This is a genomic window from Methylophilus sp. DMC16, from assembly GCF_056314045.1.
In genome coordinates this window covers 665,542-689,269 of record NZ_JBQUZC010000001.1, presented here as the reverse complement: position 1 = coordinate 689,269, position 23,728 = coordinate 665,542, and the positions used below count along the sequence as shown (strand labels likewise).

The window sequence follows — 23,728 nt, the reverse complement described above, 5'->3', positions numbered from 1 at the left end:
CACCTCACCATCCACTGCATAGCACCCACGATGTTTATAGCTCGTCACCGCTATCATTTTCGCCCCTCCTGGTTTCCCTGGTCCGTGCTATTTGGACTCAGGCGGCTCCTGCTCGGAAATCAGTAATTGATTGTGGTCGGTTTTAAGATAAAACGTCCCATTCTGGTCAATTTGGATGGCACGAATCCGGTAACCACTTAACACAGGTTCGGCATACACCAGAGTCGTGCCCTCTTTGCGCACGCGATACAGCGTAGTATTACCCATGCCAGCCACAAACAAATCATGGTCCCAAAAATCATTGCGGCCAGTGGCCGGATACTTCACTAGCGGGCCGATGCCTATGGAAGGCACAAACGTCATGGCCGGTTTTTCGTAGCCTTCGTGGCTATTAAACTTGTTGCCATAATAGCCACTCATACCGTCGCGCTCGTAAATAGTGCCATAACTGACAATCGGCCAGCCATAATTTTTGCCGCGCTTGATCAGGTTGATCTCGTCGCCGCCCCTGGGGCCATGATCCGTCAACCATAACTCGTTACTGTCGCGGTCAAAATACAAGCCGCCAGAGGGGGAGCGGAAACCACTGGCATACACCTCTGCATTCAAGCGCTGCAAGTCTATACGAATCACTTTGCCAACCGAGGTGGTCTTGTCCTGCACACGGTCCGGTTTGGAAAAATCGCCTATGCTCAGGTACAAGGTGCGCTCGTTTTCGCCCAGCGCCAGTTTGCCACCCACCTGATGTCCGAGTATCGGCTCTTTCATCGCCGGCCGGCTAATATAAATTTCGCGGTTAAAACTGACTTCGCTGTTCTCTACGTCGACCTCAAATTCGCTGACAGCCAGTCGTACGCCGTTATTGGCCTGATCCCAGGCGGTATAAGCCACATACAGTGTCTTACCCACCAGTAATGAATCCTTGACACCCGACAGTTCACGGCAATACACCAGCGATTTACTGCTACTTTCATCGGCAGAAGTTTCTTCACCCGGAATAAACTTCGCCAGCGGCTTGCCCGGCTTCACAAGCTCCATGGTTTCATTCTGGCGAACAAAATAAACCTCGCCACACTTGCTGATAAACAGGAATAGTTTTTTATCCAGGCGCTCAAACGGGCCAGTCGGGTATTGATCCTCAAATGGTAATTTATACTCTTTGAGGGCTTGCGTCCCAAACACGGACACAATCTTTGGTGTCTCCGGCTCCTGCTTTGCCTCTTTGTCGGCTTGGGCAGCATCACTGCCGGAGAGCAATAACTTGGGCACTGTCGCATCCTCTGCCTGCACCTGGCCCAACCACCCGGACAACAACAAAACAAAGACAACATGAATCAAAGATACGCGCGAGGCACGGCTCGCGCTTGTGAGTGAATAATGCAATGAAGGCTCCCTATTAGTTTATTTTTTCGAGTAGCCTTTGCTAAAAAAGTTTAAAAATAAAATTAAAAGTTATTTTTAAACAATATATTATTTATTTTTATTAAAGTAATTTATGATATAAATTTTAAGCAAGAGTCCGGCGATCAGTACGCCCCAAGCGATCAAGGTGAGCTGAATAAAGGCGGCAAATGCGTCCTGCTGGCAAACCCCTTGCAAGGCGGCAAAAGACGCATCGCACCCAAATGCAACCACGGCAAAGGCAAAGCCTGGACCTAAATGCAAAATGGTTAACCCGTAAATTAAACCTCGCAACACAGCGTCACCCAATCCCAAATACTTAAAGCCAGCATTGTAAAATGGGCTGCACGGATAGACTACTGGATGCCTTTAAAAATCTGGTAAGTGCCGCCCGTATAATTGCCCTGAAACGAAGTCGCCCGCATGCCTGCCACTAACTCCATTTCCAGCGGGACATGTTCGTAGGAATAAAGTGCGTGCCCTTTTTGAATGCAGCGCGGGCAAGCAATATTGTCATAGCTGTATACGTCCACCTGCACCTCATCCAGCCCGACGATACGTTGCGTGTGATAAGCCCCCATGATGACTTTCTGAATCACCACGCCCGGCGCCAGCTGAATATGCCAGGTGACAGGCTCATAAGCCATCAGGCCGAGAATCATGGGTTTGCTATCGTCAGTGATATTTACAGTGACTATGCGCTGATCACGACCCGCCAGTAAAAACGCATCGCATTCGCCTGGCACAAGCGGCCCCAGCTTGCCCGCTGCCGCCCTCGCTGCCTGACATTGCGCCCACCAGGGCCGCTGGTCTGCCTCTGGTGGCAATGTGCCTTGGTAAACACCAACCACATGTAAAGCCACGCTGGATTCCGCGGCAGATTTGAGGGGGATCGGCTGGGTAATGCTGGTCGACTTGGGCGTACAACATCCAGCCAACCCTAAGGCCAGGGTGACGGCAAAAGCACGGTAAAAGGACAGTGAAGATGGCATGCTGAATACTTTCAACGCTGGTTTGTTGGCTAGGCATCACGTCATCAAGCATAAAAAAGCTTCATTCGCCGTGATCACCGCATGCATTTATCAATAAATTCACAGCGTAAGCAATAGCCATTTGGGGCTATCAACCCTGGGTACAACTAACGCTTCAGGGCTAGCAGCAACACGCCTGCGGCAACCAGTGCCAAGCCCAACCACTCGCGCAAAGACAAGCGCTCACCCAAAAACAGACAGGCAAATAGTGCAACCAGCACCAGACTGAATTTATCCACCGGGGCCACTTTCGACGCATCACCCAATTGCAGGGCACGGAAGTAACACAGCCAGGAAGCGCCCGTCGCCAGCGCTGACAAGCTCAAAAACAGCCAGGCACGTCCCGGCAAGCTCAAGGGATTACTCCACTTACCTGCTAGCCAGACAAAGGGCGCCAGCACCAGCGTAATCAGCACGGTACGAATCAACGTTGCAAAGTCTGAGTCTATGCCCTGAATACCGACCTTGGCAAAAATTGCCGTTAAGGCGGCAAAACAGGCCGACAGCGCCGCCCAGAAAAACCAATCCCCCGTCATTGACGCCCTCCCCGGCTTATCAAAGAAATGTCCTAATCCACATTCTGGCCAATGCGCCACAGCACGCCAGAAGGATCTGTCAGACAAAAATCGCGCATCCCCCATGACTGCAACTGTATCGGCCAGAGCTTGATGCCATATTTTTGCACAATGCCCGTTTGCTCAATCTGCTGCCACCAGGCATCCACATCCGGGACCAGCAAATGCATCATAAAGTTTTCTGCCAGATTTTCTGCACAAAAATCCTGCAACAAAAAACTCACATGCTCAAAGTGGAAATAAGCTACCCCGCCGCCCTCAGAAGCCATCTTGAAGCCTAAATCAAGATAAAACTGCTTGGATAACGCAAAGTCTTTGCTAGGCACAAACGCCTTGATTTCAGTGACCTGGAGAGTTGACATCTCAGCTCCTTTCGCTATCTAACTAGTAAATAGATCATCGCGATGGTTGTTGTCGCAGATAACCCCAACGACAAAAACAACATGGTCTTGTATGTTGCCACCTGTGTTCTGGCCTCCTCAGCGGCGTCTTCCAGAGCGAGGATCGCCTGCTGCATTTTTTCTGCCAGCAAGTGAATAGACTCGGCATTCTGAACCGTTGCTGTCTGTAACTCCTCAATCTGCTTGGTCAATACAGGATCAACCTTTTCCGCCTCAGGCTTGGCGGTAAACGCCGGAATGGCCGCCGTTGCCACCTGCGCCAGATAAGGCGCAACGGCTTTAAGAATGGGTAAAAACTGAATGGCCACGTGTATCCTTTCTGCCTTAACGCAATACATTGATGCTCATGGTAAAGGCTATACTTGCACGCGTCCAGCATGGATTTCCCGAACTCACGACCACACCCACGTAAGTTTCAGGCTAAGGTTACGGTTTAAATAACCAACTTTTGCGCATTAACACAGCAATCACAAAAGGCCAAAAGAGCGTATTAATCACATCATGCAAACTGGCATTCCAGCGCCAATATCCCAAGCTATGCAGGTCATCCCGCATATCTAGCACTTCACCGCAGCAGGCCATGATAAACACAGTGAGCAAGGGCATAAAACGATGCCCCTGCCTACGAAAAATGCACATCGAAGCAAAAAACACCATCAACCCAACATAAATATGCAATGCATCTTTTGAAAGGCCCGTGACACTCACAATCGCCAATTTCACGGCTTGAAAAGTTGAAACCGTCATACTCCCCCCTCATACTCTGGCGCGATCAGCAGCCACTAGTTGATGACTTTTGCCGAAACCTGATTGCATATTACCCAGGCTCACTGAGATATTGCGAGATCAAACTGACTTGCGATTGCTTCAATGACCTCTACCGGCCCCTCAATGCGCCACTCATCACAGGGATCCCACTCACATTTAAGCTTTATGCCAGCACGCTTTAAGCGAATGCAGTCGTAATCAATCCCCGCATCAAAGCCACCGTAACGCGCATAAACTTTCCACCCCATCTGCTCAAGCTGGGGCAAAACACAGTCAAACGCTTGAGGCCCGATATTGGCAATGGCTAATAAACCTCTCCTACGAAACGGCCACATTACCAACCGGCGCATCAAATTAACGAACAGCTTCACAACGTCTTGGAAAAAAATCTGGACTCTAACGTGTACCCAGTGTGCCGTTAGTTAGACAGGACCTAAACGGAGAGCTGCGACAAGGCAGCTACTTTTGATTAGAGCGCTCTTTTTCATACTCTTCATAGGTTTTCTTGTTCAAATTCTCTAAACAACGGTCAACCTCACTCGGCGGCTGATTGCGGCAATTATTTTCAGCGCCGCGCTTTACCCCTTCATACCAAGACTGGGAAGTGCAACCTGAAATTGCCATGACTAAAAAAGAAAATGAGACGAAGGCGATATATTGTTTTGTTTTTACGGGCAGATTCATATTTAGGTGCTCAATAATTGTTGTGTTGGTTTCACAAGTGATTGTAAGGGACTTTACTAATTTTTAATTAATAGAGCAAACGGGAAGCTGTTCAGAATCGCAGCTGAACTGCCAGGCCTTGATGTGTAGCGGGTTGAGCCCGCGCCGGGGAGCCTGATTAATTCTAGGGGAGCTGATATACCCGACTAACGAATGAGGCCCCGACGCGCGTCTTTCACCAGGGTCCGGGCCAATCATGCCCAATATGACCGGTTGTAGTACCGCAGTCCTTCACCTTCTCGCTTAACACTGGCTACAGCAAAAGGTACTTATGCGTTGAAAAACTTAAAACACACAAAAACATTGCAGATAGCTATTGCTTAAAATGGGGAAGCCTTTGTAGTTTGAATTAAGGGGCACGCTTTAGCGTGTCCCGCTTGAATGATGGGTTAGAGCTTAGCATGTTCACTTGGATGGTGAACAAACTTAACCCTCTTAAATTTGTTATTTTCCCAAACAAAATATGACACACCTCTTAAGTTTTGGTCTTCGTTAATTAAACCAATTACTCTTATTAACCGACTATCTTTTCGATATTCAATTAAATGCTCTTCAACATCTGGTGCGATATTGAAATTCTCAATAGACCCTAATAGATCAGAGCTATATAAATCACCTGTTTTTACGTCGGCAATCGCAGACAAACAAACGGCACCAGCACCGCAGCCAACAAAGATCAGGTTGTAGTGCCCCGCAAAATTTACTCCTGCTTTTGCTCCTTCCCTGATTTTGGTTCTCATATTTCTAAATTCAGGGCTTGTATTCACTTTTGGTAAAGCAGGTTTGCCTTGAAAGATTTCTTTAACTAAATAATCTTCAAATTTTGGAGCATCTTTTGGAATATCGGATGCAGTAATTGTGCCCTTATCAGATGCAAAATTAGGATCATCTGCAAATGCTGATAGCGAAAAACTTAATAGCAAGGTTAGCGTAATTATTTTTCTCATAAGCTCTAACGTTTGAAGTAAGGGGCTGGCGACAATGGTTGCTCACCTCTCGTTATTAATAAACATATCATAGAAGCACCTTTTTGCCAGTCCCACTTGACTGATGGGTTAGGCCTAGTATATGACATCAAGTTGTTTTAAGAACCGTTTGAAGCTGGTCAATAAAGCTTGGTAGGTACGATTGGTCAAGATCAAGTTCAAATTCTAGCTTGTTACCGTAAGTCGCGTCGGACCAAGCAACACCCTTAGCTCGAATGTGACCGTTTGATATAGCTTCTAGACGAAGAACAATTTGCTCTTCCAGGGGCTTAAGCTCAGCGCCCCCTTTTAGGAGTTTATACATCAATGCAAGTTGTTCTACAAAACGTTCTACTTCAGTGCCATCGAGCCACGGTTGAATTTTACCGTGGAAGCCAGATACAGCAATCTCTACTTCAGCTTGACACCAACCCTCTGATGAAAATGGTGGTTTAAAGTTGATTTTCACGTATTCAGAATCCGAGCCGAGATGCGCGACTGTCATTTATAGCCTAACGTTTGAAGTAAGGGGCTGGCGACAATGGTGGCTCAACCCTCGTTATTAATAATTTTCTCATAAAAGAATCTTATCGCCAGTCCCGCTTGACTGCTGGGTTAGCCCACTATTACTAATAGCGTAATAGCAAACTAAAGCCTACCGAAAATAGTACTATTAATAAAAACCAATACCCGTAGGGATATTCCTCTCTCGTAATATATCCAGACTTGTATCTTCTTGGGATTCGCTCAGAGTAAATAAATAACCCTAAAAAAGAAAAAACCAATGTGGCGAGATAAACCGCATTTGCACCGGATACAGGCGTGGCTCTATCCGCAGGTTCTAAAGATAAAGCAAAAATAAAATATGCAATAAAAGCCAGCATGTTTAACAAATACCATACACGCTCAAATTTGCGGGGATTGTTGTTAAGCATGACAATAGGCTAACGCTCAAGGTAAGCGGCGCCGGAGCACCGAAGGTGCGTAGGGCACCAACACTGGCCATGGCCAGTGTTGGCGTCCGCTTGACCGCACAGTTAGGCTGCGGCGCGCAGTGGAAGAGCGTGGAGCCGCCACAAACCATGTTTGCTAGACAGATGCTTGGCATTGAAGCACCCCACCCTTGTTATTGCATTGCCAGAGAGTTTGCCAGAAGCCAAGCAGTGATGGCAACGCCATGACTGCGGGCTGCTTGTGCTGCGGCTTGAGCCACTACACCCGACCTGGAGCTACGCGCAATGGGCCTAGATAGATGCGCCAGCCAGAGGCCTAACGCCCTCGTTAAGCTGCGCCGTAAGGAGCGCAGCGACTGGAGGGAACCAACCGCAAGGTTGGCGTCAGCTTGAACAACCAGTTAGGCCAGCGGTGTGTGCGAATGGGGTTTTGCATGTATTTCACCGGTATTTTGAACCTATAAACCTCGTTGCGATAGCAAATCAACATAGGCGCCCTCGATGAGCTGGGATGGCTTGACACCTAGCTTGGCCATAAGATCGTGAGCCTCTTGAATGCCAATTTCTGGCGACTCATCATCTTGGAGAATAACTTCCAGCTCAAGAAAGTGGCCCAAATGCTTTACTTGATCGAGGTGCACTCGTGTGCGACCGATTATGAATAATGTACGGACCTTCCCTACTCGCCCCACTTGCCCATAGGCATGCGATAGAGCTTCGCGAAGTGTTCCGGGAGAAGATGTTGGCGAAAGAACATAGAACGACTCTTTGGGTCCTTGTTGGTTCGCTCGCCGATAGAAAATGAGCTCACCTTTCTCTTCTGAGAAGGCGCGCAACTTCATTCTTCCGTTCTCGCAAGTGAAGAACGTGTCGTCTTGAATTATCTCGATTGGGCCTTCGTTTGCAATCGCTGCAACCTTAGGCAACAACGACTCAACGCTTTCGATATGCGCTTTGATTTCAATGTTTCGGGCCATGATGTGTGGCTGGTACTCGCTTGTATTCGAATAGCTAAGCGGTTGTTTGTGTGGGCCTAACGTTTGACATAAGGGGCTGGCGACATCGGTGGCTCAACCCTCGTTATTGAAAATTGGTTCATCGAAGAACGCTTTCGCCAGTCCCTCTTGATGGAGGGGTTAGGCATTTTCTTTAGCGATTATTACAGCTGTACCGTAGCATAAAACTTCTACCGCTGCGCCACGAGGTTCAACTGATGATGCATCATATCTCACACCAACAATGGCATTAGCTCCCAGTTCTTTAGCATTTTCTAGCATAGAGTTGTATGCTTGTGCGCGGGTTTGCTCACACATTTTCGTGTATGAGCCGATCTTTCCACCAATAAAACCTTTTAACCCACCCAAAATACCTTGAGAGATAGTCGGTGACCTTACGATAATTCCACGAACCATGCCCTTATATTCTGAAATCTTATAACCATCGATAGTAAATGTTGTTGTAACTTGCATTCAAATTGCCCCTTGTTTTAGAAAATTTAGATTATGCCTAACGTTTGAGTTAAGGGGCGCCGCAAGGCGTCCCGCTTGAATGATGGGTTAGAAAGCAATTTATTGATTAAAAAATGCTTCACTACTAAGTTCAGACCATGAGCTAGAGCGAGATGGCCTAGAGGGACGTGACTCACGACTGGCACGTGAAGGCCTAGATTGTCTCGAAGACCTTGATGGTCTAGATGCCCTTGATGGACGAGAGGGACCGCCTGATGCATCGTTAGTAAAAAATGCAGCCTTACCGTCACGATCCCAAACCCAGCCATTTTGTAACCAGCCAAGATAGCGACCTGAGTAGGAGTAAACAGAATCCTCAGATATCCATGCGGCTGGCGTTCCGTCAAATAAGTAAATTGACTGGTTGTCATCGGCCAGCCAAGCTGTAGGTTGACCAGATTGGTTGTAAAAAGTAACGTAGTCCAAGCTGCTTTCTCCTGATTTCTAACGTTTGAATTAAGGGGCGCCGTTAGGCGTCCCGCTTGAATGATGGGTTAGGACGCTGCATTGATGAACACCTCAAACAATAAGAAGCAAAGTTTATAGACTCCAAGCATAACTGTTGAGGAGAGCCAAACAGACAACCCAATAACGAGATTGGTTGGCTTGCCATTCACGATGTCAGCAGGTGGGTAGACAAACCAGATAAGTTTGCAGATTTTATAGTAAACCCAATTGAATAGCAGGAAGTAGCATACCCATTTCAGCGCCACCAAAGGAATAGCGCCAGTTTTCATTGCAGCGGCATGAAAAACAGCCGTGACTGCTACAAAGCCAAGAAACGTGAACCATGCTTCAGCCAGCTTAGCGTGCGCCTCGTGGGTGCCAAGCAACAGTCCGACCTTCTTGTTGAATCCCATTCGTTTCGTCCTAACGTGTGAGTTCAGCGGGCGCCGTAGGCGATCCGCTGCAACGACGGGTTAGGCCTCACAGGAGCCTCGCAGCTCTCTGGATGACCAACTATGTAATAGGTCTAGTATCACCACCTTATCCGGCTGACTAAATGGACACAGCTCAACGGTATTTTGGATCTTCTTGAATAGCCTTGCTTCAAGCTCACCATCATCTGCAAGGGAGAGCTCGGTTTGCACATCAAAGCCGCAGATGACTTGAAAGAATCCATCTTTGTTGGGAACAACCTCAAGCTCGTCGCTTCCCATCGAGTCAGTGATACCAAGCAATATGGCTTCGTGGATTGGGTTCACCAATTTCATTGCTTCGAACTCCGAAAACAGAGATTCGAATTTTGGTCGAATGCGGCGAATAGCTTTCGAAAAACTATTGCTCTTTGCTGCCACGCTGAGGGAAAGGCGCATAGTTGAATGAGGCCTAACGTAAAGTAGACCCCAAAAACGAACCTAATTTTTTATTTGGTCGAGGGGCTATAAATTTAATAAAATGATTTATCATAATAAAATCAATGCTTAGTGTTTTTATATTACACCTTAAATAGGGATCCCGTTATGGAAAACACACCTGATGTAAAACCGCCGCCAAAGTTGTTCCCTTTAATCGTCGAGCGGTTACGCGTGAAGCATTACAGCAAACGCACTGAAGAAGCTTATATTCAGTGGATTAAACGCTATATTTTGCATCATGGCAAGCGGCACCCGCGCGAAATGGGTGTGGCTGAAGTGGAGAGTTTTTTAACCCACCTTGCGGTTGAACGAAATGTCTCCGCTAGTACGCAAAATCAAGCCAAAAGTGCCCTGCTCTTTTTGTATAAAGAGGTGCTCGAAATGGAGTTGCCTTGGCTGGATAATGTGACACAGGCTAAAGCTCCCAAACGCTTGCCGGTGGTACTTAACAAACATGAGGTGCAAGCCTTGCTGAACCGTCTGGATGGGACGCTGTGGTTAATAGGCAGCTTGCTTTACGGTAGTGGCTTAAGGGTGATGGAGTGTTTGCGCTTGCGGGTAAAAGACATTGACTTTGTGAAACGCGAGATTTTGGTGCGTGAGGGTAAAGGGTTTAAAGACCGGGTGACAATGTTGCCTGGAGCCTTGGTAGAGCCACTAAAGCAACATTTAATCAAAGTGCAGGCCTTGCATGATGAAGATTTGGCGGCGGGATTTGGCGAGGTGTATATGCCAATGGCGTTGGATAAAAAATATCCTAATGGCGGCCGTGAGTGGGCTTGGCAATATGTGTTCCCTTCTATTAAGCGCTCTATAGACCCGCTAACAAACAAAATTAGGCGCCATCATGCAGATGAGAAAACCATTCAGCGCGCGGTTAAAAAAGCGGCCAAAGGCGGCAATATTACTAAACTAGCCACGCCTCACACATTACGTCACAGTTTTGCCACGCACCTGCTTGAGGGGGGTTACGATATTCGTACGGTGCAGGAGTTGTTGGGGCATAGTGATGTGTCTACGACCATGATTTACACACATGTGCTCAACAAGGGTGGGCGCGGCGTTTCGAGCCCGCTGGATGTGATGTAAAGCAAAAAGCCAATCTCTTGGATTGGCTTTTTGCTCTTAGTTACTTTTGATTCATGTTTAATTTCGTTCACCAATATGCTGCTTACCCCTCATCCTGGCTAATTTGACCTGTTTTTGCCGCTCACGCAGCGATTCTTTTTTCTCGGCTGACAATTTGTCAAAGCAATACGGGCAGGAAATCCCCGCTTCGTATTGTTCGCTTTGCATTTCCTCTTTGGTCAGTGGCATGCGGCAGGCATAGCATTGGTCATGATCGCCGACCTCCAGGCCATGCTTGACAGCGACACGCTGGTCAAACACAAAGCACTCACCTTCCCACAGGCTTTGCTCCTTGGGGACGGTTTCGAGATATTTGAGAATGCCGCCTTGTAAGTGATAGACCTCTTCAAAGCCTTGCTGCTTCATGAAAGAAGACGCTTTTTCGCAGCGAATGCCACCGGTACAGAACATGGCGACTTTTTTGTGCTTGGTTTTATCCAGGTTTTCGGCAACATATTTGGGAAACTCGCGGAAGGTGGTGGTTTTAGGATCAACCGCGCCCTTAAAAGTCCCAATGTGTACTTCGTAATCGTTGCGGGTATCGAGCACGATCACGTCAGGATCAGAAATAATGGCGTTCCAGTCTTCCGGTTTTACATAGGTGCCTACCACTAAATTCGGATCTACCTCTGGCACGCCCATGGTGACGATCTCTTTTTTGAGCTTGACCTTCATGCGGTAAAACGGATGACTATCTGCCCAGGATTCTTTGTGCTCGAGATCGGCCAGTCGCGGATCCTGGCGCAAGTAGGTGAGCACGGCGCGGATATCTTCCGGCTTGCCAGCAATGGTGCCATTAATCCCCTCATGGGCCAACAGCAAGGTGCCTTTAATCTGGTGTTGCTGGCAAGTCTCTAAAATCGGTTGTTGCAGGTCTTTGTAATTATCCAGCGTGACAAATTTATAGAGGGCAGCGGTGAGATATTGGCTCATGAGAAATCTGGCTTGATTGCAAAAGCGCGATTTTACCACTCTAACCCACTGATGCAAAAAGAAAAACGGGCACGCGGCCCGTTTTCATACGCACACTGATTGGCTTTAAGGCTGAATCACCAGTATCTCAGCTTTACCGAGGCCACCCATATCCCCCATCCAGCGTTGTACGCGCTGACTGCTGATTTGCGCAAAGCGGCTATCCAGCAACTTAAATGATTTATACAGAATATTGAGGAAAGGTAGCTTGTGAAAACCGCAGTCTATCCAAGTGGCTTGCGGCGCTGGCGATTGTGCCAATAATAAAGTCCCGCGTTTCATACCGTAACCCAGATAGACACCTGTGCTGCCCAGTACGCCCAGCGTCCCCGCCATCATGTCCGAGCCGCAATAGTCACCGGCATTACCTTCAATCAACAGCATGCCGCGACGCATACGGTCGCCGGCACGTGCGCCAGCGTTGCCTTTGCAAATCAGAATACCGTTTTGCAGTTGCGCCCCTAAAAAGTCACCCGCATCCCCCTCAACCAATAGCTGGCCAGCCGTCATGCCGAAGCCGATGTATTGGTGCGAAAAAGTTGTGTTTTTAAAAGTCAGCTTAGTTGCCTCTGTGGCTGCGTCCACACTCACCTCAAACGCGTCGGCAACAGATAAATTGGCGGCCAGTTTGATGGCGCCGATCTCGGTCTCGGTTTTGCCTTGCAAAGCCAGCGGCAATAAGGCACGGCAATCGACCTTGCGCGAGAGTGGCTTGGCGGTTAATACGATATGGCTCATGCGGTCACCTCCCCGCTTAAAATTGGACGCAGTTTAAAGTGATGCTGGCCCAGCTTGCCGCCGTAGTTACCGGCAGAAATACGCAAGATGCCATTGTCTTTACCCAGGCTACAGGCCGCTTCAATCCCAGCTTTCATCGAAACAGCAATATCTTCAAAAGTCAGGCCATTGACCACAATTTCCATCACGCTTTCCACCCGTGGATCGAGCTCGCTCTTAACCACGCCTTTAAGGGTTGGGCAGAATGCGTCGTTGGTACTGGCAAACATTTTGGGGTACTTGCTGCCCACCTTGGAACCAGAGCGCACCACCCCGCCCGGGAAAGGCATAATCACATTGGGCAGTTTGCGCATGGCATCAATGGCGGCTTCACAGGCCGTCAGCACTTGTGCCTGACTGGCTCCCAAGACCAGAAAGTTACCGCCGCCAATGGCACGTACCATACCGGTGGTTTCTTCGGTTAAAAACTCGCCATCCATGACCGGAATACGCCAGTAGCGCTTAAGCTTGCCCGTGGCATCTGGGATTTGTTTGGAAACCTGATAACCATCGCCAAAAAAGCGCAAATGTTTACCGAGGCTGATCATGTCTTCTGACTCAATCCCGGCAAAGGCGGCCGCGGTTGGGCAAGTGAGAATACATTGGCCCATGCGCGTTTCGAGTTGTTGCATAAGCACTTTGCTGCCCATGGCAAACATGAGCACACTAACGCCCGGACGACCGTCCGGGGTTTCATCCTCGGACAACTCCCGCTCTATGCCCGCCTCGACGCCACAGCCAATCACACTGGTGGCAAAACCAGTCATGGCATTGGCGGCGTTATATGCCCAGCGCAAGTTTTGCGCGGTAATCAGGATACGCGTGCCGCGCATATTAAATGCTTCAGCAAAGGTATCGTCTATGTCTACGCCATTTAACTGCATATTCACCCCTGGCTATGGTTAATGACATGGTTGCGGCCATCTTCCGCAATCTGGTCATCCGAAATTTTAAAGTTATGCATTTGCATGGTGTGGTAGCGGTCAAAATACTGCTTGATGTCTTTTTCCACACCCAGATCAAAGGCTGGTTTGGCGGTATGTGTTGCGCCCCACACCACCTTGACCACTTTGCCCTCTTTCACCACCAGCTCACCGTCTTTAAACACCAGGTCTGGCTTGGCGAACATGGCCTCCTTGTCAGCCTGATCGGTATAGACGGTAATATCAGCCGCAGCGCCCACACCCAAATGGCCACGGTCTTGCAAGCCAATCAATTTCGCTGGCGCTGAACGGGTCATGGTGGCGATTTCATAAAGGCTGTATTCGCGTTCCAATGACTTGAGGTTGCTCATGGCTTGCGCATCGAGGTTGAGCTTGTCAAACGCATCATTACGGAAGGTTTTATCCATGAGCAAACGGATCAAATGCGGATAGCTGGTAAACGGCGCACCGTTCGGGTGATCTGTAGTCAGGAAAATGCGCCAGGGGTCATCCACACTGAGGAATACCTCGAGGCCAATCGCCCATTGCAAGGCGTTGACATAATTCTGGTCGCGGTATTTGAACGGCACCACGCCACAACCTGCGTCGCATTCAATGTCCATGATCACCGATTTTTTCGGGTTGGCCACTTTGGCGTTTAAGTGCTGCATCATGTTGTCGCCAGACGCGGTCACGGTCTGGCCAAACAGGATCTGGCCAACATCGGCAGTGATATGTTTGTTGTTGTTGATCGCTTCGGCGATATTGGCGGCGGCAGAAGAAAATTTCTTGTCGCCCTCAGTGCCATAACTGTGAAACTGGATATGGGTCAAATGCATGGGGATGCCATCGCTGGCGCCCATGGTATCCAGCGTGGTCTGAAAGTTACCAGCCACGCCCAGGTTATTACAGTGCACATGCAAAGGTTTGGCAATACCTATCTCATTTACGGCACGGCTTAAGGCCTGCAAAATGCGGCGCGGCGTGATGTTGTAATAACTGTGCAGTTGATCCAGATCCTGGCGGCGCTCATTGAATTTAAACGCGGAAATGCCGCCCGGATTGACCACTTTGATGCCTATGGTTTGCGTCGCATGCAGAGTCCACGCCACATAGTCATTAATGGTTTTCTGGTCAGCATTCTGGCTCAGCAAACGCAGCAGGTAATCATCGTTACCCAGCATGGCGTAGCCGCCTTTATCAATCATCGGCGTGTCACCCATTTCCATATGCGCCTGACGCGCATTGACGGCGAGCACGGCCGGCTCAAAGGCAGCGGTATAGCCCATCTCGATATAGCGCATGCCGGTATCGGTGGTATTCGGTGTCGCATGGTGGCTGCAGTTGGCGCCGCAGATGTGAGCTTCAGGCTCCTCCAGCTTGCGCATGGCTTGGTATTCAGGCAACAGCATGCGCGCAATATTGACCTTGCCGCCACCGATATGGCTATGCATATCAATCGCACCTGCCATGACGATCTTGCCATTCAGGTCGTACACCTGCGCAACTTTTTCACTGTCGGCCGGTTTGGCAATAATGCGGCCATCACGGATATAAATATCCTGCACCACGCCATTCTTGCCGTGCGCAGGGTCAATCACTTTAGCGTTCTTGAGTACGGTAATCATGCCGCCACTCCTTTAAGTTCTTTATCTATCATGGCGATCACTTGTGACAAGGTGGGCAGGTCAGAAGGCTTGGCTGCGCTGAGCGGCAAGGTAACCGAGCCATCGACACGGAATTGCTGGCCGTTGCAGTCCAGCCCAGGTGTTGCAACGGGGATAAACACCGCGGGCGACTCTTCAAATTGGCTGTCAGCAGCCCCCAGCACAATCACGGGGCGAGTGCCTGCAGGCGGCATCGCATCCGGGCTGTAACTATTGACCCATACCACCGCGTCATGGCTTTCCCAGTCTGGTGTATCAATAATCACGCCATTGAGCCAGGTATGTGCGTAGTTGACGCTGGTATCGCCATCACTGCCGCCAAGCGACAAACCCATGGCACGGCTCTTCTGGTTCAAGGCGACCACGGTTTCAGTGATATTTTCAATGGTTAATTCGGCATGCGCATAATGCAGGTCTTTGGACACCCACACCAAAGTGGCGTACTTGGCTGCCTTCAGCGTCTCAGCCACGGTTCTCAAACGGCTCACATCGACGCCGGCCACCTTGTCCACCTTCACAGGCTTGTCCATAACCAACGCACGCAGCGTGGCAACCACTTCCGGCAATTGTTCGCTCGCACAAGGAATCACTTCAGGTGCGCGTCCATCGGGAGAGACGCCAGGCTTGGTATTCAGGTCATCGCCGCCCAGGTAGATGATCTTGCGGGCGGCAGGCGCGGTAAACATGGCCTCAGGCACCCACACCACGCGCTCAAAAAAACGGGTATTGTGGCTCACCACATCAGTGCCTATCATCAGGATGACATCTGCGCGGTTGCGTACTTCGGTCAAGGTGGTGGTCTGCCAGCCGCGATGCTGTAATACCTGCATGTTGCGCAGCGTGCTGCTGGCATTGAGATGCGTCATCGCCGCATGCGTATGATGCGAAAGACTGACCAGGGCACGCGCACCGTGAACATCGGTACTGCTGCCGGCGATCAATGGTGTTTTGGCTTGCTTGAGCAGTTCGACGGCGGTATGTACGGCCTGGGTCAGCGACACGGGTTGCCCCGCCACCCGAGGTTGCGCACCATTACTCGTTCGCGCATAGAACTTTGCGGCTTTGCCACACGAAAACTGCTGTTTGGCAATGGCCTCCCCCGAAATGTCGTCACATAGCAAGCCGCAAGCCGGGCATGCATGCATACTGTTTTGTTGATTTGTCATGGCTTTATAGTCTCTCGTTTTGATCTTTATGTATTCAATCCTGAATATCCACCTGACCGTGGGAAACCATCACATCATAAAACATCTGCTGACAATAGATAAAAAAAATAAAGCAATGAATGCCTGCTATTTAACGCAATAAAAGCCTGTCATCCGTATCTAAGGTTTATCAATCACAGTAAAAATAGTAGAATAGTCGTTTGTTTTTCTTGTTCATTACTTTATTTGGAGTTCTCATGGCTTTAGAGCGTACACTCAGCATCATCAAACCAGACGCCGTTGCAAAAAACGTGATTGGTCAAATCTACACCCGTTTTGAAAACGCCGGTTTGAAAATTGTTGCAGCTAAAATGACCCACCTGACTCAAGCTGAAGCTGAAGGCTTCTACGCTGTGCACAAAGAGCGTCCTTTCTTCAATGACCTGGTTAAGTTCATGATCTCTGGTCCAGTGATGATCCAGGCATTGGAAGGCGAAAACGCGGTTTTGAAAAACCGTGAACTGATGGGTGCAACTAACCCTAAAGACGCAGCCCCTGGCACCATTCGTGCTGACTTCGCTGAAAGCATTGATGCTAACGCTGTACACGGTTCCGACTCTTTGGAAAATGCGGCCATCGAAATCAAATACTTCTTCGGTTAATCTCACCCTTCGTCACTTAACGACGATCACATTGATACCGAACTAGGAATAAACTTGGTTAACTTACTGAATTTTAACCAATCGCAACTCGCCGAGTACTTCACCAGTCTCGGCGAGAAGCCTTTCCGCGCCAAACAATTGATGCGCTGGATGCATCATTTCGGGGTGCTTGACCTCGACCAGATGACCGATATTGCCAAAACCCTGCGCGAAAAACTGCGTCAGGAAACCGAATTTGCGCTGCCAGACGTGCAGTTGGAACAAGTGTCAGATGATGGCACCCGCAAATGGCTGATCGGCACTAATAACTTAAGAGACGGCACGTCTAACAGTGTGGAAACCGTCTTTATCCCTGAAGATGACCGCGGTACGCTGTGTATCTCCAGCCAGGTAGGCTGTGCACTCGAATGCACATTCTGCAGCACCGGTCGTCAGGGCTTCAACCGCAATCTCAACGTCTCCGAAATTATCGGCCAACTATGGATTGCCAATCACGCCCTGCGCCAGGCGCCTGGCTATGACTTGCTGCCACCCGGTGAGCGCATTATCTCCAACGTGGTGATGATGGGCATGGGTGAGCCACTGGCCAACTATGACAATGTCGTCACGGCGATGCAAATCATGCTGGATGACAGCGCTTATGGCTTGAGTCGCCGCCGCGTCACCTTGTCAACCAGCGGCATGGTGCCTGCGATGGACAGACTCAAGGAAGATTGTCCCGTCGCCTTGGCGGTGTCATTGCATGCCCCGAATGATGCGTTGCGTGACGAGATTGTCCCCATCAATAAAAAATACCCGATCAAGGAACTGATGGCGGCATGTGAGCGCTATCTGGTCAAGGCGCCACGTGATTTTGTGACGTTTGAATATGTCATGCTGGACGGCGTCAATGACACCCTGGAACACGCCAAACAACTGATGAATATTGTGCGCGATGTCCCTTGCAAATTTAACCTGATCCCATTCAACCCGTTCCCTAACAGTGGTTACGGGACGTCCAAGCCCATGCAGGTGCGTGCGTTTCGTGATATGTTAATGCAGGCAGGCTTTGTGGTCACCGTGCGTAAAACCCGCGGAGACGACATTGATGCGGCCTGCGGGCAACTGGCGGGTAAAGTGCTCGATAAAACCCGCCGCACTGAGAAAACCATAGCGATACATCCGGAACAGTAAGTGATGACAGCCCCCTTTTACAAGCCTTTCGTGGTCATCTCTGCAGTGACCTTGTTACTGTGGCTGTCAGGGTGTGCGCAAAACCCTTCTTCCAACGCTCAAGCTCAACCTTATGACCAGCAGCCTATCGGACGCGAAAGCGGCGATATGGAATCTGCCCGCGTGCATACCGAACTTGGCGCGGAGTATTTCCGTCTCAAACGCTACGATGTTGCGCTTGAGGAGTTTAATACCGCGCTTGAACGCAGCGCGACCTATGCCCTTGCCTACAACGGTTTAGGCCTGGTCTATGCGGCCCTCGGTGAAAAAGCACGGGCAGAAGCCGCATTCAAGCGGGCGATTCAACTGCAACCAGCTAACTCGGAGTCACACAACAACTATGGCCGTTTTTTGTGCGACCAAGGCCAATACGATGCCTCACAAAAAGAATTTTTGCTGGCGGTGAAGAATCCGTTGTATAAAACACCGCAAATTGCGCTGTATAACGCCGGCGTCTGTGCCTTGCGTGCCCAGCAAAAACCACAGGCTGAGCAGTATTTTTATCAGGCACTGCAAGTGGACCCATTGGCCCACGCCAGTGCTTATCAATTGGCCAACCTGCAATTTGCACGTGGCGAGGCACAACTGGCACTCAACACCGTGCAAAATAGTGTGAACGTTGCCCCGACACCAGAGTCCCTCTTTTTGGCAGTCCGAATTTGCCGGTCCTTACAATTGGCCGATGATGCAAATTATTACAGTGTGCAACTGCACAAACTGTTCCCGAATGCCAATGAAACCAAACAATTGCTGAAAACGGAGTAAATGCACGTGACGTCAGAAGATACCACCAACGTCAATCCTGCACCGGCAGAAAAACCCAGACGTGGCCGTCGGCCCAAGAATGCTGCCACCACACAGACGGCAGCCAGCCAGGCGCCCACAACAGACACTGCGGTGAGCCTGGAGCAAACGCCTGCAGCAGTCTCGGTTGCGCAAGCAGCGGCCGCAGAAGCTTCTCGCATGGATACCACACCTGACGATACTAGCAGTCTCAATCCAGTGCCTACCGATGCGCCTGAAGAGTACGGTGCCGCCATGGGCTTGGAAAGCATCCCGCAGCAAGCAGTGAACCCGTCGATCGCTTATGGTTCTGGCTGCGGCAATGTCCTCAAAGCGGCACGAGAAGCGCAGGGCTTGAGTATCCACGAAGTGTCTGGCCAATTGCGCCTGGGCGTCAAGCAAATCCAGGCCATTGAGCAGGATGACTTTGATAAGTTGCCACAACCAAGCATTGTGCGCGGCTTTATCCGTAACTACGCACGTTTGCTCAATATTGATGTGGCACCCATCATCGAGGCCTATCAACGCATCGTGCCTAACAAGACCCCGCTGCCCTTGAGTGTCCGCTCGAATGCCAGCCGTTCGGTGATTGATAAACCGGTGCGCGTCTTGCGTCCGCAACGCTTGCTCACCTTGCTGATCTTTTTGATATTAGCCGCGATTGCCGCCTATTTTTATATCAACCATATCAAGCCGCACACACTCAAAGATGCTTCACTGGCGCTGGATGTGGAAGAAATCAGTGAAACAACGGGTCAGCAAATCGAAATTCCAGTGCCTCCGGCAACTGCGACCGCCCCCGAAGCAAGCAACAGTGCGCCCGTAGAATCCGGCAATACTGCGAGTACAGCCTCGGTAGAGGCGCCCGCCGAAGCCAATCTAGCCATGCAACCGGCCGCAGGCATGCCGCCAGCGAGCCCGGCTGATACGGTTGCCAGCACGCCTACCATCGTTAGCACACCGACACCGGCGGCTGGTCAGTCGCTTGAAACGACCATGCTCAAAGCCGTGGATCCGCAGAAGGCAAACTTGAGCTTTAAAGTGACTGAAGACTCCTGGGTGCGCATTGAAGATATGCAAGGCAAAAAATTATTTAGTGAGGTACTGCCGGCCGGTTCAGAACGTCAGGTAGTGACAGACAAACCGGTCAATATCACGGTCGGGCATGCCGCCGGTACTCAGCTCACAATTGATAACCAGCCTTACGATTTAACCCAAGCCACACGTGGTCGTGTTGCGCGTATTCAATTGAAATAATCATGATATCCCGTAGACATACCCGTCAGGTCATGGTCGGACACGTTGCGGTCGGCGGTGGCTTATATGGTACACAGGTGTCGCCTGTGGTCGTGCAAAGCATGACCAATACCGATACCGCCGATGCGGCTGCCACCATCGCGCAGGTCTATGCCTTATGGCAGGCCGGCTCTGAAGTGGTCAGGATCACGGTCAACAGCGCCGAAGCTGCCGCGCAAGTTGCTACCATCCGCAAAGGCCTGGATGCCATGGGATGCTCTGTGCCACTGGTGGGCGACTTTCACTTTAACGGCCACAAGCTGTTGCAAGCTTACCCCGATTGCGCCGAAGCACTGGCCAAGTATCGGATCAACCCCGGTAATGTCGGCAAAGGCAGCAAGCGTGACGAACAGTTTGCGGCGATGATAGAAGCCGCCATCCAGTACAAAAAACCCGTCCGCATCGGCGTGAACTGGGGCAGCCTGGATCAAGCCAAAATGGCACAAATGATGGATGAGAATGGCAAGTCTGCCAACCCGCTCTCGGCCGATGCCTTGATGCGCGAAGCCCTGATTCAATCCGCGCTCGAAAGTGCCCAGCAAGCCGTCGATTTAGGCTTAAACCCCGATCAAATCATCATTTCTTGCAAAGTCAGCAACGTGCAGGATCTGGTACTGGTCTATCAGGCGCTGGCGCAACGCTGTGATTATCCCCTGCATTTGGGACTGACTGAAGCGGGCATGGGCTCCAAAGGCATTGTTGCCTCCACTGCCGCACTGGCGATTCTGTTACAGCAAGGCATAGGCGACACCATCCGCGTCTCACTGACCCCCGAGCCGAATGAGTCCCGCACCAAAGAAGTCGTGGTCGCCCAAGAAATTCTGCAGACCATGGGGATCCGCTCGTTTACCCCCTTGGTGACCGCCTGCCCTGGCTGCGGCCGGACCACCAGCACCTATTTTCAGGAGCTGGCGATGCAAATCCAGAGCTGGTTACGCAATCAGATGCCAATCTGGCGTAGCCAATACCCCGGCGTGGAAACCCTCAATGTGGCAGTCATGGGCTGCGTGGTTAATGGCCCTGGCGAATCCAAATTAGCCAATATCGGCATTAGCCTGCCGGGCACAGGCGAAACGCCGGTGGCGCCAGTGTTTGTTGATGGTGAAAAAACCGTCACCCTTAAAGGCGACCATATTGCTGAAGAGTTTCAACAGATCGTGGATGAGTATGTGCGCACACATTATGCCGAAGGTGGCAAATTGCGCACAAACAAAGCGCCCGTGATCCCGATTGTGGCCGTATAAGCCATCCACCTCCCCCATTCGTACAAGATGAGTCAAACATTTCAATCCATTAAAGGTTTTTACGACATCCTGCCAGAAGCCACGCCCTTGTGGTTCAAGCTTGAAGATACGGCACGCCGGATCTTGAGCCAGTATGGTTACAACAATATCCGCATGCCACTGGTCGAGCCGACCGAGTTGTTTGTGCGCAGCGTAGGCGAGCATACAGATATCGTAGAAAAAGAAATGTACGCCTGGGAAGACAAGCTCAATGGCGACAAACTGACGTTGCGCCCGGAAGGCACGGCAGGTTGCGTACGTGCCGTGGTGGAACACAATCTCACTTACAATGGCCCGCAACGCCTGTGGTACATGGGCCCCATGTTCCGTCATGAAAACGTACAAAAAGGCCGTCAGCGCCAGTTTCACCAAATCGGCGTGGAAGCCTTTGGCTTTGAAGGGCCCGATGTGGATGCCGAGCAAATCGTCTTGCTGGCCCGACTGTGGCAAGCGCTGGGCATTGCCGACGTTGAATTACAGTTAAATAGCATTGGTGATGCCGAGGAGCGCGCGCAATATCGCCAAACCTTGATTGCCTATTTTGAGCAACACATGGACTTGCTGGATGAAGACGCAAAACGTCGTCTGCATAGCAATCCCCTGCGCATTCTGGATACGAAAAACCCACGCATGCAGACCATGTGTGAGGCGGCCCCCAAGCTGATGGATTGCCTGGGTGAAACATCCAAGCAGCATTTTGCCCAATTGTGCACCCTGCTTGATCAGGCTGGCATTGCTTATACCATTAACCACAGACTGGTGCGTGGTCTGGACTATTACAACCGCACGGTCTTTGAATGGGTGACCACCAAACTTGGCGCGCAAGGCACCATTGCCGGCGGCGGACGCTACGACACGCTGGTAGAACGCATTGGTGGTAGCGAAACGCCAGCTTGCGGCTTTGGCATTGGTCTGGAACGCGTATTCCTGTTGATGCAGGAATATGGCGTCACCGCCCAGAACCAACCCGATATTTACCTGGTCAATGTGGGCGAGTTGGCGACACAAAAAGCCTTTACGCTGGCCGAAAGACTGCGTAGCATGGGACTCAAGGTGGTCTTGCACGCCGGTGGCGGTAGCTTCAAATCACAAATGAAAAAGGCCGACCGCAGTGGTGCGCGCTTTGCCGGCATTTTTGGGGATGATGAAGCAGCCGTTGACGAACTCACCTTAAAACCCATGCTGGGTCAAGGCGAACAAGCACGTGTCAGCTTTGATCAAGTCGCCTCCATCGTTAATGCGGGCTGATTGGCGGCAGTGTTCTGTTTAAATAATGACTGGTCTGAATAGCAAGGCTGGTAAATATCAACAACGGTCGCTGGCATGGCGATAAATCCGTAATTTTGTGAATCTGGTGATTGATCTATCAACATGAGCGAAATCTTAAATATCCAGGACCTCAATATTTACCCGGCCAATGCGCCAGGGCGCTACTTGGTCAAACAGGCCTCGCTCAGCCTCGCCCGTGGCAAGACAACCTGTATCGTGGGTGAGTCTGGGAGTGGCAAAAGCCTCACTGCGCTCAGTATCATGAAGCTACTTTCCCCGCAATTGCGCATGCAAGGCCGCGTGGTATTTCAGGGCCAGGATCTCAGCCAATTAAGCGAGCGCGAAATGCAAGCCATCCGTGGTCGAAAAATCGGCATGATTTTTCAGGAGCCCATGACCTCGTTAAACCCGGTACTCACCATCGGCTTTCAGATCGGTGAGCCACTGCAAACGCATTTAGCGCTTAAAGGTGCCGCACTTAAACAAAAAGTCGCTGAATTACTAACGCAAGTGGGCATTGATCCCACGCGCGCCAACAGTTATCCCGACGAACTTTCAGGCGGGCAACGTCAGCGTGTCATGATAGCCATGAGCATTGCCTGTGAACCTGCCCTGCTGATTGCCGATGAGCCGACAACTGCGCTTGATGTCACCGTGCAAGCACAGGTGCTGCGATTGCTCGATGAACTCAAGCAACGGCTGAATATGGCGATGCTGTTTATTACCCATGACTTCGGTGTGGTTGCGGATATTGCCGACGATGTCATCGTCATGTTCAGAGGTGAAATCGTAGAAGCTGGCCCGGTCAGCCAGGTATTGGATGCGCCACAGCATCCATATACCCGTGCCTTGCTCGCTTGCGTGCCCGATGCTGAGGGCAAAAAAGTGTTGCAGCCCATGCGCTATGACTGGCTGACGCCTGCGTGAG

At 50.5% G+C, this 23,728-nt stretch carries 30 protein-coding genes; 9 read left to right on the top strand and 21 right to left on the bottom strand.

Annotation, left to right across the window (positions count from 1 at the left end):
- Positions 1-87: 87 nt before the first annotated feature.
- From ACT53D_RS03425 to ACT53D_RS03375, 11 genes are all read right to left on the bottom strand, one after another.
- A complete protein-coding gene (locus ACT53D_RS03425; protein WP_228518735.1) occupies positions 88-1,311 on the bottom strand; it encodes a PQQ-dependent sugar dehydrogenase in 1,224 nt (407 codons plus the stop codon).
- A gap of 446 nt (positions 1,312-1,757) precedes the next feature.
- Complete coding sequence (locus ACT53D_RS03420; protein WP_476154483.1) at positions 1,758-2,393, bottom strand: hypothetical protein; 636 nt, start codon at positions 2,391-2,393, stop codon at positions 1,758-1,760.
- A gap of 146 nt (positions 2,394-2,539) precedes the next feature.
- Positions 2,540-2,968, bottom strand: coding sequence for an EamA family transporter (locus tag ACT53D_RS03415; protein WP_194747765.1), 429 nt, complete (start codon positions 2,966-2,968; stop codon positions 2,540-2,542).
- Positions 2,969-3,000: 32 nt separating this feature from the next.
- Positions 3,001-3,369 carry a VOC family protein gene (locus ACT53D_RS03410; RefSeq protein ID WP_476154481.1) on the bottom strand — a complete coding sequence of 123 codons (369 nt, stop codon included), beginning with the start codon at positions 3,367-3,369 and terminating at the stop codon, positions 3,001-3,003.
- Positions 3,370-3,383: 14 nt separating this feature from the next.
- Positions 3,384-3,716, bottom strand: coding sequence for a hypothetical protein (locus ACT53D_RS03405; protein ID WP_313987814.1), 333 nt, complete (start codon positions 3,714-3,716; stop codon positions 3,384-3,386).
- A 118-nt stretch (positions 3,717-3,834) separates the two neighbouring features.
- Positions 3,835-4,155 carry a hypothetical protein gene (locus ACT53D_RS03400; protein WP_476154479.1) on the bottom strand — a complete coding sequence of 107 codons (321 nt, stop codon included), beginning with the start codon at positions 4,153-4,155 and terminating at the stop codon, positions 3,835-3,837.
- Between the two features lie 80 nt (positions 4,156-4,235).
- Positions 4,236-4,547 (bottom strand): hypothetical protein, encoded by a 312-nt coding sequence (locus ACT53D_RS03395; RefSeq protein WP_476154477.1) that lies wholly within the window; start codon positions 4,545-4,547, stop codon positions 4,236-4,238.
- A gap of 88 nt (positions 4,548-4,635) precedes the next feature.
- Entirely contained in the window at positions 4,636-4,860 is a 225-nt protein-coding gene (locus ACT53D_RS03390) for a hypothetical protein (RefSeq protein ID WP_476154475.1), read from the bottom strand.
- A 428-nt stretch (positions 4,861-5,288) separates the two neighbouring features.
- Positions 5,289-5,846 carry a hypothetical protein gene (locus ACT53D_RS03385; protein ID WP_476146377.1) on the bottom strand — a complete coding sequence of 186 codons (558 nt, stop codon included), beginning with the start codon at positions 5,844-5,846 and terminating at the stop codon, positions 5,289-5,291.
- A gap of 127 nt (positions 5,847-5,973) precedes the next feature.
- Positions 5,974-6,369 (bottom strand): WapI family immunity protein, encoded by a 396-nt coding sequence (locus tag ACT53D_RS03380; protein ID WP_476154473.1) that lies wholly within the window; start codon positions 6,367-6,369, stop codon positions 5,974-5,976.
- Between the two features lie 124 nt (positions 6,370-6,493).
- The gene (locus ACT53D_RS03375; RefSeq protein WP_476154471.1) at positions 6,494-6,799 is read right to left on the bottom strand and encodes a hypothetical protein; all 306 of its coding nucleotides are present in this window, start codon (positions 6,797-6,799) and stop codon (positions 6,494-6,496) included.
- Between the two features lie 45 nt (positions 6,800-6,844).
- Between ACT53D_RS03375 and ACT53D_RS03370 the strand changes: the two genes are divergently transcribed.
- The gene (locus ACT53D_RS03370) at positions 6,845-7,045 is read left to right on the top strand and encodes a hypothetical protein (protein WP_476146375.1); all 201 of its coding nucleotides are present in this window, start codon (positions 6,845-6,847) and stop codon (positions 7,043-7,045) included.
- A gap of 230 nt (positions 7,046-7,275) precedes the next feature.
- Here the strand turns inward: ACT53D_RS03370 and ACT53D_RS03365 are convergent, their stop codons facing one another.
- The 5 genes from ACT53D_RS03365 to ACT53D_RS03345 form a co-directional block, all read right to left on the bottom strand.
- Positions 7,276-7,794, bottom strand: a complete 519-nt coding sequence (locus tag ACT53D_RS03365) for a class IV adenylate cyclase (RefSeq protein ID WP_476146373.1) — start codon at positions 7,792-7,794, stop codon at positions 7,276-7,278.
- Between the two features lie 159 nt (positions 7,795-7,953).
- Positions 7,954-8,286 carry a YbjQ family protein gene (locus ACT53D_RS03360; protein ID WP_194748417.1) on the bottom strand — a complete coding sequence of 111 codons (333 nt, stop codon included), beginning with the start codon at positions 8,284-8,286 and terminating at the stop codon, positions 7,954-7,956.
- Positions 8,287-8,385: 99 nt separating this feature from the next.
- A complete protein-coding gene (locus tag ACT53D_RS03355; protein ID WP_476154469.1) occupies positions 8,386-8,751 on the bottom strand; it encodes a 4-fold beta flower protein in 366 nt (121 codons plus the stop codon).
- 68 nt (positions 8,752-8,819) lie between these two features.
- The gene (locus ACT53D_RS03350) at positions 8,820-9,185 is read right to left on the bottom strand and encodes a hypothetical protein (protein ID WP_476154467.1); all 366 of its coding nucleotides are present in this window, start codon (positions 9,183-9,185) and stop codon (positions 8,820-8,822) included.
- A 60-nt stretch (positions 9,186-9,245) separates the two neighbouring features.
- Entirely contained in the window at positions 9,246-9,641 is a 396-nt protein-coding gene (locus tag ACT53D_RS03345) for a hypothetical protein (RefSeq protein WP_194748418.1), read from the bottom strand.
- 147 nt (positions 9,642-9,788) lie between these two features.
- Here ACT53D_RS03345 and ACT53D_RS03340 point away from each other — a divergent pair, with 147 nt between their 5' ends.
- Positions 9,789-10,772 (top strand): integron integrase, encoded by a 984-nt coding sequence (locus tag ACT53D_RS03340; RefSeq protein ID WP_476154465.1) that lies wholly within the window; start codon positions 9,789-9,791, stop codon positions 10,770-10,772.
- 57 nt (positions 10,773-10,829) lie between these two features.
- On the opposite strand, the gene trhO is transcribed toward ACT53D_RS03340, so the two are convergent.
- The 5 genes from trhO to ACT53D_RS03315 form a co-directional block, all read right to left on the bottom strand.
- On the bottom strand, positions 10,830-11,744 hold the full coding sequence (gene trhO / locus ACT53D_RS03335; RefSeq protein ID WP_476146604.1) for an oxygen-dependent tRNA uridine(34) hydroxylase TrhO: 915 nt from the start codon (positions 11,742-11,744) through the stop codon (positions 10,830-10,832).
- Positions 11,745-11,849: 105 nt separating this feature from the next.
- On the bottom strand, positions 11,850-12,521 hold the full coding sequence (locus ACT53D_RS03330) for a formylmethanofuran dehydrogenase subunit C (RefSeq protein WP_476154463.1): 672 nt from the start codon (positions 12,519-12,521) through the stop codon (positions 11,850-11,852).
- Entirely contained in the window at positions 12,518-13,444 is a 927-nt protein-coding gene (fhcD, locus tag ACT53D_RS03325) for a formylmethanofuran--tetrahydromethanopterin N-formyltransferase (RefSeq protein WP_194747781.1), read from the bottom strand. Before fhcD ends, ACT53D_RS03330 begins: the two co-directional genes overlap by 4 nt.
- A gap of 2 nt (positions 13,445-13,446) precedes the next feature.
- Positions 13,447-15,111 carry a formylmethanofuran dehydrogenase subunit A gene (locus ACT53D_RS03320; RefSeq protein ID WP_476154461.1) on the bottom strand — a complete coding sequence of 555 codons (1,665 nt, stop codon included), beginning with the start codon at positions 15,109-15,111 and terminating at the stop codon, positions 13,447-13,449.
- Positions 15,108-16,316 carry a formylmethanofuran dehydrogenase gene (locus ACT53D_RS03315; RefSeq protein WP_476154459.1) on the bottom strand — a complete coding sequence of 403 codons (1,209 nt, stop codon included), beginning with the start codon at positions 16,314-16,316 and terminating at the stop codon, positions 15,108-15,110. The genes ACT53D_RS03320 and ACT53D_RS03315 overlap by 4 nt, the downstream gene beginning before the upstream one ends.
- Positions 16,317-16,552: 236 nt before the next feature.
- Between ACT53D_RS03315 and ndk the strand changes: the two genes are divergently transcribed.
- From ndk to ACT53D_RS03280, 7 genes are all read left to right on the top strand, one after another.
- Positions 16,553-16,957, top strand: coding sequence for a nucleoside-diphosphate kinase (gene ndk, locus ACT53D_RS03310; protein ID WP_194748437.1), 405 nt, complete (start codon positions 16,553-16,555; stop codon positions 16,955-16,957).
- A 54-nt stretch (positions 16,958-17,011) separates the two neighbouring features.
- Entirely contained in the window at positions 17,012-18,130 is a 1,119-nt protein-coding gene (rlmN, locus tag ACT53D_RS03305; protein ID WP_476154457.1) for a dual-specificity RNA methyltransferase RlmN, read from the top strand.
- Positions 18,131-18,133: 3 nt separating this feature from the next.
- The gene (pilW, locus tag ACT53D_RS03300) at positions 18,134-18,934 is read left to right on the top strand and encodes a type IV pilus biogenesis/stability protein PilW (protein WP_194747787.1); all 801 of its coding nucleotides are present in this window, start codon (positions 18,134-18,136) and stop codon (positions 18,932-18,934) included.
- A complete protein-coding gene (locus ACT53D_RS03295; protein ID WP_476154455.1) occupies positions 18,935-20,209 on the top strand; it encodes a helix-turn-helix domain-containing protein in 1,275 nt (424 codons plus the stop codon). It begins immediately after the preceding gene.
- Between the two features lie 2 nt (positions 20,210-20,211).
- Positions 20,212-21,492 (top strand): flavodoxin-dependent (E)-4-hydroxy-3-methylbut-2-enyl-diphosphate synthase, encoded by a 1,281-nt coding sequence (ispG, locus tag ACT53D_RS03290; RefSeq protein ID WP_476146613.1) that lies wholly within the window; start codon positions 20,212-20,214, stop codon positions 21,490-21,492.
- Between the two features lie 27 nt (positions 21,493-21,519).
- The gene (gene hisS, locus ACT53D_RS03285; RefSeq protein ID WP_476154453.1) at positions 21,520-22,779 is read left to right on the top strand and encodes a histidine--tRNA ligase; all 1,260 of its coding nucleotides are present in this window, start codon (positions 21,520-21,522) and stop codon (positions 22,777-22,779) included.
- A 123-nt stretch (positions 22,780-22,902) separates the two neighbouring features.
- Positions 22,903-23,727, top strand: coding sequence for an ATP-binding cassette domain-containing protein (locus ACT53D_RS03280; RefSeq protein WP_476154451.1), 825 nt, complete (start codon positions 22,903-22,905; stop codon positions 23,725-23,727).
- Position 23,728: the final 1 nt, after the last annotated feature.